Here is a 10,484-nt window from a genome sequence, read left to right as displayed (position 1 = left end):
GGGAGGAGGTGAGCCGTCGGCCGCCCTCGCCGTGCGCCTCCGCGAGCGGCACCCGTCACTGCTCGACGCGCAGCTGCGGCCGACGCCTCCGATCCTCGCGGGGACCGCTGCGGGCGGCCTGGCCACCGCGATGATGGACGTGTCGGACGGGGTCGTGCTCGACTCCCGCCGACTGGCCCGGGCGAGCGGCGTCGTCGTCGACCTGGATGCGGAGGCCGTCGATCGGCATGCCCGCGAGCTGCTGGGGGTCGAGGGCGTCGATCTCGCTCTCGCGCGGGCGATGGTCCTCGGCGGGGGAGAGGACCACGCGATGCTGGCCTGCTTCGCCCCCAGCGCCCCGCTGCCCGCCGGATTCACGGCTCTCGGGGTCGTGCGCGAGGGTGCGCCGGACGTGCGGCTGGGCGGTGCGCCGTTGACGGAGGACGGTGGATGGGACCCCTACCGGGGCTGGGACGGCTCGGCGGGTTGACGCCGTGACGGAGCCTGCGGGAGGCCGCCCGACGAGGCGTTTTCTCTCGCTGACCGAGAGGACGTTCCGGCCGTCGGCGCTCTCAGGAGTCGGAGACGGCCGCTGCGGGCGACGCCCACCAGATCGAGGTCTCGCCGTAGTCCTTGCGTCGCTCGCGCTCGAGGCCCGCCGGCCATCGCGGCTCCGGGCTGCGCGCGCTGCGCTCGACCACGACGACCGCGTCCTCGCGCAGCAGCGGGAGGACTCCGGCGAGATCGGCGGCCAGCTCGTCCTCGCCGAGGTCGTAGGGCGGGTCGAGGAACACCGCGTCGGCGTTCAGCGCGGGCGAGGAGCCGAGGAAGGACCGCACGGAGGCGGTGACCACCTCGATCCGCGGAGCGGGCGCCCCGTTCTTGGCCGCCGCAGTGAGGATCGCGCGGACGTTCTCGCCCGCGGTCCTGGCGGCCTTCGGATCACGCTCGACGAGGATCACCGAGCTCGCCCCGCGACTGGCCGACTCGAGGCCGAGCGCGCCGGACCCGGCGTACAGGTCGACGACGGTCGCCTCCTCGAGGGCAGCGCGCGCCTCGAGGGCTGAGAAGACGGCCTCGCGGACCCGGTCGCTGGTCGGACGGGTGCCCGCGTGCGGAACCCGGAGGGTGAGCGAGCCGGCGAAACCGGCGATGATCCTGGTCACCGGACCGAGCATAGGCTGACCGCTGAGCGAGCCGCGGGTCGGCCCCCCTGACGGGATGCCGCGTGAACTCGAGAACCCTGGGTCCTTTTCCGGCTGGGACTGCGAGAATCCGTAGCTATGACGTCGCTCGAAGACACCCGCTCCGCTGTCGGCCGACGAGCGGTGCCCGGGACACCCCTCACGCGCGAGGAGTTCACCGCCCACTCCGGCGCCGTCCTCGGCAACCTCACCCGCGTGATCGACGGCAAGTCGGCCGAGGTCTCGATGGCGGTGACGGTGTTCCTGGCCGGTGGCCACCTCCTGATGGAGGACGTCCCCGGCACGGGGAAGACGGTGCTGGCGAAGTCGCTGGCCGCGTCCGTGGGCGGCAGCGTGGCGCGCATCCAGTTCACCCCCGACCTGCTGCCCTCCGACGTGACCGGCGTCTCGGTCTACAACCAGGCCACCCGCGACTTCGAGTTCAAGCCGGGGCCGGTGTTCGCCAACATCCTGATCGGCGACGAGATCAACCGCGCCTCGCCCAAGACGCAGTCGGCGCTGCTGGAGTGCATGGAGGAGCGCCAGGTCTCGGTCGACGGCGTCACCCACCTCCTCCCGCAGCCCTTCGCCGTGATCGCAACGCAGAACCCTGTCGAGATGGAGGGCACCTACAGCCTCCCCGAGGCGCAGCGCGATCGTTTCATGGCGCGTCTCTCGCTCGGATACCCCGACGAGAGGGCCGAGCTCGAGATGATCCGCACCCGCGACGCGGCCAGCCCGCTCGAGGAGCTGCGCCCCGTCGTGGGCCTGGTCGAGCTCGAGCGGATGATGGCGTTCGTGCGCTCCGTGTACGTCGCACCGGCCGTGCAGGAGTACGTGGTCGCGATCATGCAGGCCACTCGGATCGATCCGGAGCTGCGTCTGGGCGGCAGCCCGCGCGCGACCCTCCAGTTGATCGCTGCGGCCAAGGCCCTCGCGGCGATCAACGACCGCGACTTCGTCGTCCCGGACGACGTGGACGCGCTCGCCGTCCCGGTCCTCGGGCACCGCCTCCTGCCCGCCACGCGCCTGCCCGGCCGTGCGGGCGCCGGAGCGTCGCACTCGGTGACCGAGATCGTCCAGCGGATCGTCGCGTCCACTCCCATCCCCTTCAGCGGCCGTGGCGACTGAGCGCCGCGCCGCTGAGGCTCCCTCGGCTCGGCTCGGCGGACTGCCCGCGCTCGCCGGCCTCGCTCTGACCCTGCGCGGCTGGGTGCTGGTGCTCCTCGGTGTCGCGGCCGTCGTGATCGCGCCCGTCGCAGAGTTCAGAGAGCTGCTGTTCCTCGGTCTCGTGCTGCTCGGGCTGCCGCTGGGCGCCCTCGTCTCCCTCGTCGTGGCGACCCCGTCCGTGCGGGTGCAGCGGCGCTTCGCTCCGCAGAACGTGGCCGCAGGAGACGTCGTCGAGGTCGACGTGCTGCTCGAGAACCGCGGTCGAGCTCTGCGTGGCGGTGCCAGAGCCCAGGACCGCCTCGAGCGTGTCGAGCGCGGAGCCGTCGTCGGCCGTCCGGTCGCCGAGGGAGCCTTCGCGCTCCCCGCGGTGCCGGCCCACGGCCGGGTGAGCGCGCGCTACCGCCTGCCGGCCGACCGTCGTGGCATCCACCGCATCGGTCCGCTCCGTCTCGTCCGCGGCGATGGCCTCGGGCTGGCCCTGCGCGAGAGCGTCGTGGGCGCCGCTCAGCCGTTCGTCGTCACTCCCCGGGCCGTGCCGTTGCAGAGCGACGTGCTCGACGCGCACGGTGCCGGTGGGTCGAGCCCGGTCGCCCACGCGACGGCCGGAGCCGGAACCGACGACGTGATTCCGCGCGACTATCGCCCGGGCGACGCGATGCGGCGGGTGCACTGGCGCGCCAGCGCACGCTCTGGCGAGCTCAAGGTCCGCCAGGACGAGCAGAGCACCGATCCGCACGCCTGGGTCCTGCTCGAAACGCGTGCCGAGCGGATGGTCGGGCGCCGCGACGAGGAGCGGCTCGAGTGGGCCGTGTCGATGACCGCCTCGCTCGCCGTGCACCTGCTCGAGCGCGGCTTCGAGACCCACCTCGTCGAGACGGGCGCGAGCGACGAGCAGGAGCACTCCGAGGACGAGCGCGAGGTGGCGCACGACGTCCTGCTGCGCCTCGCCGAGCTCGCGCCCTCGCAGGAGTCGGTGGAGGCAGTGCCGCGGATCGCGGCCGAGATGCGCGACACAGGAGGAGCGCGACCCGTCTTCGCTGTGCTCTCGCGCCTGCACGAGGACGATCTCGACGCGCTCGCCTCGCTCGCCGCCCACGCCCGGCCGGCGATCGCGTTCGTGGTCGGCGGAACGGCGGAGGAGGAGTCGGCTCTGGCATCGCTCGGCTGGTACCCCGTCGCTGTGGCGGTCACCTCCTCCGTCGAGGAGGCGTGGGCCCAGGCACTCGCCCTGCGGGTCGTCGCGTGAGCCGGCGCAGCGAGCGCGATCCCCGCTCCGGAGCCCTCCTGCTCAGTGCGATGCTGGGTCTCGCGATCGTGGCCGCCGCCGCAGGCACAGGCCGCCTGCTCGTCGGAGTCGGCTGGCTGGTGCAGCTCGCCGTCGCCGTCTCGGTCGTGCTCGTCGTCCCGGCCATCGCGCGGGCGTTCCGGGTGCATCCTGTCCTCCCGCCGGTCCTCGGCACACTGGCTGCTGGGGGAGTGCTGACGGCGATGTTCGCGCCGACGCAGGCACTGCTGTTCGTCGTGCCGACCCCCGCGGCTGTGGCGCAGGCGAGGGCGCTCGCCGAGGGCGGCTTCACCTCGATCGCCCAGCAGGGCCTGCCGGCCGTCGCCGACGAGGGCATCTCGTTCCTCCTGATCGGCGGCGTCGTGGTGGTGACCTGGGCGGCCGACCTCTTTGCGTTCTCGGTGCGCCTTCCCGCGCTCGCCGGACTCTTCCCTGCTGCGCTGCTCGCGGTCCCGGCGATCATCGACCCGTCCGACGTCTCGTGGCCGAGCCTGATCGTCACCGCACTCGCGTACGCCGGCGTCCTCGCGGTCAGCGCGGCACCGTCGGCACGGGCCGGGAGGCGGGCCTGGGCCGCCACGGCGCTGCCCTCGCTCGCGACCGTCACGGTCGTCGTGGTCGGCGCAGGACTGCTCGCGGGCTCGGCGACCGGCTACACCCGCACGACCGCGGCCTCCGGGGTCTCGGGCGCGCTGTTCAACGGCTCGATCGACCCGGTCGTGGCCCTGGGCAACGATCTGCGGAGGCCCAATCCGGTGACGGTGCTGCGCTACTCGACCGACTCCGAGCTGCCGGTCTACCTGCGGGTGCTCACGGTCTCGGACTTCGACGGCGACGACTGGGCGCCGAGCGAGACCGAGGAGACGGCCGCCATCGACACGCCGATCGCGCCGGAGGGCCTCTCTGCGGGCGTTCCGAGGGACGCGGAGGAGGTGGAGGTCTCGATCGAGACCCTGCGGAGCCAGTGGCTCCCCGTCCCCTACCCCGTCGCCTCGCTCAGCGGAGTCGGCGACGGATGGCTGCAGGACGTGCAGGACGGCTCGATCCGCGGCGATGCGACCACCCGCGCCGGCGACGACTACGAGGTGGAGGCACTGCGCCTCGCTCCCGATCCCCGGCAGCTGCTCGACGCCCCCGCCCCGCAGGGCCAGGACCGCTACCTCGCGCTGCCGGACGATGTGCCCGAGGTCGTCCGCTCGACGGCACTCGAGGTGACCGCCGAGGCGACCACCGGGTACGACCGTGCCCGGGCGCTGCAGACGTACTTCCGCTCGTCCGCCTTCCGCTATTCGGAGCAGACGCCCGCAGAGGAGGGCTACGACGGCGACGGTGTCGGCGTGCTCGCGGCGTTCCTCGAGACCCGCGAGGGCTACTGCGTGCACTTCGCTTCGGCGATGGCGGTGATGGCGCGCGAGCTGGGCATCCCGTCGAGGCTGGCCATCGGTTACCAGCCTGGCTCGGTGGTGCCCTCCGCGGGCAGCGAACTCACCGCCTACCGCGTGCTCTCCTCCGATCTGCACGCGTGGCCCGAGCTCTATTTCGAGGGCGTCGGTTGGCTGCCCTTCGAGCCCACGCCGAGCCGGGGAGCTCCCGCGTCGTACACGCTGCCGAGCGCGACCGCGTCGACGGGGCCGAACGTCCCCGGCTCGGCGGCGGGCTCGGCTCCCGACGCATCGAGCGCCCCCGAGGCCGCCCCGACTCCGACCGCTGCCTCACCGACTCCGACGGCCGGCGCCGTTGGCGCGACGGGGAGCGCCACCGCCTCGCCCGCGACGCTGTGGCTGCTCCTGCTCCTTCTGCTCCTCGTGCCGTGGCTTCTGCGTGTGGTCAGGCTCCGCCTGCGCCGGAGTGCTGCTCGGCGCGGTTCGATCGAAGCGGCCTGGGCCGAGCTCAGGCCACGCCCGCGACCTCGGCATCCCCGTGGAGACGGGCGAGTCGCCGCGCGCGCAGGAGGCGCGAATCGGTGCCGGACTCGACGCCCCGGCGCGCGCGAGCCTCCGCGGTCTGCGGGAGCAGCTCGAGCGGCGCCGGTACGCGCCGGTCTCGGCCGATGCCCAGGCGTGGGCGGAGGTCGTGGTCGTGGTAGCCGCCCTCCGCGCCTCGGTCGGGCCGGGGCGCCGGCTGCTCGCCACTGTGGCTCCGCGGTCGGCGCTGGACCCCGGAGCCCGGCTCGCGCGTCCGAGGTCCGACCTATGATCGCTAGGTGATCACGGACCCCCTCGACGCCTCCCTCGCGCCGCTGATCGGGCCGCGCACGGCGGGCGTGGTCGAGAAGGCCTTCGGCTACCGCACGGTCGGCGAACTGCTCGGGCACTACCCGCGCCGGTATGCGAAGCGGGGCGAGCTGACGGCCCTCTCGAGGCTCCCCGTCGGCGAGAGCGTCACGATCGTCGCGGAGGTGCGCGAGGTGCGCGAGCGCCCGATGCGCAACCGCCGGGGAACCCTGCTCGAGGTCGTCATCTCCGACGGCTCCGGCACGCTCTCGCTGACCTTCTTCGGGCAGCCGTGGCGCGCGGCCAAACTGCACCGCGGTGTGCGCGGCATCTTCGCGGGAACCGTGTCGATGTTCCGGGACACTCCGCAGCTCACCCATCCCGACTACCGGCTCTTCGACGACGAGGAGGCCGCCGCGACCGAGGCCGGCGGCGGCGAGCTCGCGAAGGACTGGGCCGAGCGGCCCATCCCGATCTACCCGGCGACCAGCGCGATCTCGAGCTGGCAGCTCCAGGCCGCGATCGGCGTGCTGCTCGACGGCCTGCGCGACGTGTCCGATCCGATGCCCGAGGCGGTGCGCGCCGGTCGCTCGCTGCTGCCGCTGGGCGACGCGCTCGAGCTGATCCACCGGCCACAGCGCGACGGCGAGGAGGCGCAGGCGCGCGAGACGCTGCGCTTCCACGAGGCCTTCCTCCTGCAGCTGGCCCTGCTCGAGCGGCGCGCGTCGGCACGGTCCACGCCCGCCACGGCCCGGGTGCCCTCGCCCGGCGGCCTGCTCGAGCGCTTCGACTCCGGTCTGCCCTTCGAGCTGACCGGCGACCAGCGGGCGGTCGGCGGAGAGATCGAGGCCGACCTCTCGAACGAGAGCCCGATGACCCGCCTGGTGCAGGGCGAGGTCGGCTCCGGCAAGACACTCGTTGCGCTCCGGGCGATGCTGACGGCCGCCGAGAGCGGCGGCCAGGCGGCCCTGCTCGCGCCGACGGAGGTGCTCGCCGGGCAGCACCTGCGCTCCATCGTGCGCACGCTGGGTCCCGAGCTCGCCACCGAGCTGGTGCCGACGCTCCTGACCGGCGGGCTGGGAGCGGCGGAGCGCCGCTCCGCGCTGCTGCGGATCGTGACGGGAACGGCGAAGATCGTCGTCGGCACGCACGCGCTGCTGAGCGACGCCGTCTCGTTCGACGACCTCGCCCTCGTCGTGATCGACGAGCAGCACCGCTTCGGCGTCGATCAGCGCGACGCGCTGCGCCGCAAGGGCGCGAAGCCTCCGCACGTGCTCGTGCTCACGGCCACGCCCATCCCTCGCACCGTCGCGATGACGGTCTTCGGCGACCTCGACACCTCGACGATCCGTGAGCTCCCCGCCGGTCGCCCCGGCATCACGAGCCACGTCGTGCCTCTCGCCGACCACCCCGCCTGGATCGCGCGGGCGTGGGAGCGGGCGGAGGAGGAGATCCGCGCCGGCCATCAGGTCTACCTGGTCTGCCCGGCGATCGAGCCGGGCGAGCCGACCGAGGGCGCGCAGGCGGCCGAGGAGGACGCCCCCGTGGCGGCCCCGCTCTCGACGGTCGCGGGGACGCTCGAGGGCGTCCGCGCGCATCCTCTGCTCGGAGCCCGGCGCTCGGCCGCCCTGCACGGGAGGATGACGACGGAGGAGAAGGACGCGGTCATGCGGGCCTTCGCGGCCGGCGAGATCGACGTGCTCGTGTCGACCACGGTCATCGAGGTGGGCGTCGACGTGCCGAACGCGTCGATGATGGTGGTGCTCGACGCCGAGCGGTTCGGAGTCTCGCAGCTGCACCAGCTCCGCGGGCGGATCGGACGCGGCGGCGTCGCCGGCGTCTGCCTGTTCGTCACAGCGGCGGAGGCGGGCACGATCGCGCGCGAGCGGGTCGAGGCCGTCGCGGCGACGCTCGACGGCTTCGAGCTCGCCGAGGTCGATCTGGAGCTGCGCCGCGAAGGCGACGTCCTGGGGGACTCTCAGTCGGGAGGCCGTTCCTCGCTGCGCCTGCTCCGCGTGGTGCAGGACTCGCACCTCATCGTCGAGGCGCGCGCCCTGGCCGAGCGCCTCCTCGAGGAGGATCCGGCCCTCGCCGCGCACGACCGCCTCCGCGCCGCCCTGGAGCGCCGTGTGCAGGACCGCGACCGCGAGTTCCTGGCCAAGAGCTAGAGCGTCGGAGGCGGCCGCTACGCTGGCGGCATGGCCCGCATCGCCGTCGTCCCCGGTTCCTTCGACCCCGTGACCCTCGGGCATCTCGACGTGATCGAGCGGGCCGCGCGCCTGGTCGACGAGCTGCACGTGGTGGTCGTGCACAACCCCGCCAAGACGGCGCTGCTGCCGATCGCGCAGCGGGTCGCCCTGATCGAGCAGTCGATCGTCGAGGCGGGCATCGAGGGGAGCATCGTGGTCGCCTCCTGGAGCATGGGGCTGCTCGTCGACTACTGCACCGATGTGGGGGCGAGCATCCTGGTGAAGGGCATCCGCTCCCAGGTCGACGTCGCCTACGAGACGCCGATGGCGATCGTCAACCGCAACCTCGCCCATGTCGAGACCGTGTTCCTCCTGCCCGACCCCGCACACGCTCACGTGTCGAGCTCGCTCGTGCGCCAGGTGTCGTCCCTGGGCGGGGATGTCGCGCCCTACGTTCCACCCGCCGTCGCCGCCTACCTCCGCTCGGCCTGACCGCTCGGGTCGACCGCCTCCCCCGGAGGTCTCGGGCCGAGGCCCGGCTCCCTGCCCGCACCGGAGAGAATGGACGGGTGACCGAAACGCGCGTGCAGGCCTGGGCCCTCGACGGCATCCCGGAGGTGACCCCCGGCGACGACCTGCTCGAGCTGCTCCTCGCCGCCGTCGCCTCCGCCGAGCCCGCGGATCGACCGCGCGACGGCGACATCCTCGTCGTGACCAGCAAGATCGTCTCCAAGGCCGAAGGGCGGATCGTCGCCGCGGTCGACCGCGAGGAGGCGATCACCGCCGAGACCGTCCGCGTCGTCGCAACGCGAGCGCATGCCTCCGGAGTCACGCGCATCGTCGAGAACCGCCTCGGCATCGTTCAGGCGGCGGCCGGCGTCGATTCCAGCAACGTCGCCGCCGGCACCGTGCTGCTGCTGCCGCTGGATCCGGACGCGTCGGCCCGTCTGCTGTGCGCCGGGCTCCGCGAGCGCCTCGGCGCACGGATCGGAGTGCTGATCAGCGACACCCTCGGTCGCGCCTGGCGGGTCGGCCAGACCGATGCCGCGATCGGAGCCGCGGGAGTGCTCGTCGTCGACGATCTGCGCGGTGCGGTCGACTCCCTCGGCCGCACGCTCGCGGTGACGCTGCCCGCGGTGGCCGACGAGATCGCGGCCCTCGGCGATCTGGTGAAGGGCAAGGCGAGCGGCCGGCCCGTGGCCGTCGTGCGCGGGCTCGCCCGGCTGGTGGTCGGGCTCGACGCGCCGGGGGCCCCGTGCTCTCACGCGCACCGGCCCGGAGGACATGTTCCGGTTGGGCGCGGACGAGGCCTTCGCCGCGGGCTACGCGGCGGGAGTCGCTGCCCCGTCGCGGGAGGATCGCGCGTGATGCCGGGCTGGAGCGCGGTCGTCGTGTTCAGGGGGCGCGGCGGCTCGAAGACGCGTCTCGACCTCGACTCCCGCGCCGAGCTCGCGGAGGCGTTCCTGCTCGACACGCTCGCGGCGGCCGGAGGAGCCGAAGTGCTGCTCCTCGTGACATCGGACTCGGGTGCCGTCGAGCGCGCGCGTGCGGAGCATCCCGGACTGGTCGTCGTCGCCGACCCGGGCAGTCTCGACGCCGCCGTGGTGAGCGGCGCCGCTGAGGCCCTGCACCGGCGACCCGGGACTCCGGTGATCGTGCTGACCGGCGACCTGCCCGCCCTGCGGACGGTCGATCTCGATCGCGCACTCGCGGCCGCCTCCTCGCTGCCTGCCGCTGTGGCGGATCGGGAGGGGAGCGGGACGACTGCGCTCCTGCTCGCCGCGGAGGCCCTCGTCGCGCCGTCGTTCGGTCCGGGCTCGCTGGAGCGGCACCGCGCCGCCGGCTGCGCGGTCCTCGAACTGCCGAGCACGTCGACCCTCCGGCTCGATGTCGACACCGTCGCCGATCTGCGCGACGCCGAGGAGGCAGGGGTCGGCCCGCACACCGCCCGCGTCCTCGCAGCGGCGGTCTGAGCCGCGCGCTCTGTTCCGCACCGCGCCGAATCCACCGCACGGGGCGACGACCGGGCGGCCTCGGCGCTCAGCCGGCGAGCAGGCCCGCCTCGAACGCGGCGGTCAGGGCGTGGTCGAGCCGCAGCGGCGCTGTGTCGACCGAGCGGATCGGCACCGCGCGCCGCGTGCTCGAGACGAGCCAGGCCGCATCGGCTGCCACCAGGGCCGCGACCGGCAGCTCCCGTCGCGCCGCGTCCAGCCCGAGCCCGCGACCGAGTGCCAGGATCCTCTCCACCGTCGTCCCCGCGAGTACCCCGCTCGAGACCGGCGTCGCGAGCACCCCCGCGGTCAGCAGCACCAGGCTCGAGGTCGCCCCCTCGAGCAGCAGCCCGTCGCTCGTGCGCCAGACCACGTCATCGGCGCCGCGCGCCGCCGCCTCCCGCAGCGCCGCCCGGGTGACGGCACCGAGGTGGTCTTCACTCCGCCGAGGAGCCACGGAGCCGCCTCCTGCG

Annotated in this window: 8 protein-coding genes and 2 pseudogenes; 8 read left to right on the top strand and 2 right to left on the bottom strand. The window is 73.9% G+C overall.

Annotated features, from left to right (window positions below; translation table 11 throughout):
• Positions 1-469 (top strand): annotated as a pseudogene (locus ACH61_RS17470) (thiamine-phosphate kinase); the annotation flags it as partial.
• Between the two features lie 82 nt (positions 470-551).
• On the opposite strand, the gene ACH61_RS11805 reads toward ACH61_RS17470, so the two are convergent.
• Positions 552-1,145 carry an RsmD family RNA methyltransferase gene (locus ACH61_RS11805; protein ID WP_068212284.1) on the bottom strand — a complete coding sequence of 198 codons (594 nt, stop codon included), beginning with the start codon at positions 1,143-1,145 and terminating at the stop codon, positions 552-554.
• 117 nt (positions 1,146-1,262) lie between these two features.
• Between ACH61_RS11805 and ACH61_RS11800 the strand changes: the two genes are divergently transcribed.
• The 7 genes and pseudogenes from ACH61_RS11800 to cofC all read left to right on the top strand — a co-directional run bounded on the left by ACH61_RS11800 (position 1,263) and on the right by cofC (position 9,993).
• On the top strand, positions 1,263-2,294 hold the full coding sequence (locus ACH61_RS11800; protein WP_082845228.1) for an AAA family ATPase: 1,032 nt from the start codon (positions 1,263-1,265) through the stop codon (positions 2,292-2,294).
• A complete protein-coding gene (locus ACH61_RS11795; protein ID WP_068212275.1) occupies positions 2,284-3,579 on the top strand; it encodes a DUF58 domain-containing protein in 1,296 nt (431 codons plus the stop codon). The genes ACH61_RS11800 and ACH61_RS11795 overlap by 11 nt, the downstream gene beginning before the upstream one ends.
• On the top strand, positions 3,576-5,825 hold the full coding sequence (locus ACH61_RS11790; protein ID WP_153038850.1) for a transglutaminase TgpA family protein: 2,250 nt from the start codon (positions 3,576-3,578) through the stop codon (positions 5,823-5,825). The genes ACH61_RS11795 and ACH61_RS11790 overlap by 4 nt, the downstream gene beginning before the upstream one ends.
• Positions 5,822-7,999, top strand: a complete 2,178-nt coding sequence (locus ACH61_RS11785; protein WP_068212272.1) for an ATP-dependent DNA helicase RecG — start codon at positions 5,822-5,824, stop codon at positions 7,997-7,999. The genes ACH61_RS11790 and ACH61_RS11785 overlap by 4 nt, the downstream gene beginning before the upstream one ends.
• Before the next feature lie 30 nt (positions 8,000-8,029).
• Positions 8,030-8,512, top strand: a complete 483-nt coding sequence (coaD, locus tag ACH61_RS11780; protein ID WP_068212271.1) for a pantetheine-phosphate adenylyltransferase — start codon at positions 8,030-8,032, stop codon at positions 8,510-8,512.
• A gap of 92 nt (positions 8,513-8,604) precedes the next feature.
• Positions 8,605-9,388: pseudogene (gene cofE, locus ACH61_RS11775) on the top strand (coenzyme F420-0:L-glutamate ligase).
• The gene (gene cofC, locus ACH61_RS11770; protein WP_068212270.1) at positions 9,388-9,993 is read left to right on the top strand and encodes a 2-phospho-L-lactate guanylyltransferase; all 606 of its coding nucleotides are present in this window, start codon (positions 9,388-9,390) and stop codon (positions 9,991-9,993) included. Before cofE ends, cofC begins: the two are co-directional and overlap by 1 nt.
• A 67-nt stretch (positions 9,994-10,060) precedes the next feature.
• On the opposite strand, the gene ACH61_RS11765 is transcribed toward cofC, so the two are convergent.
• The coding region (locus ACH61_RS11765; protein WP_236713662.1) for an aminotransferase class IV at positions 10,061-10,484 on the bottom strand (424 nt) is incomplete at its 5' end.

Origin of the sequence: Rathayibacter tanaceti (genome assembly GCF_001634385.1) — a bacterium.
Taxonomy (GTDB): Bacteria; Actinomycetota; Actinomycetes; order Actinomycetales; family Microbacteriaceae; genus Rathayibacter; species Rathayibacter tanaceti.
The sequence above is the reverse complement of the archived record's forward strand: the minus strand, read 5'-3'. Positions and strand labels throughout refer to the sequence as shown.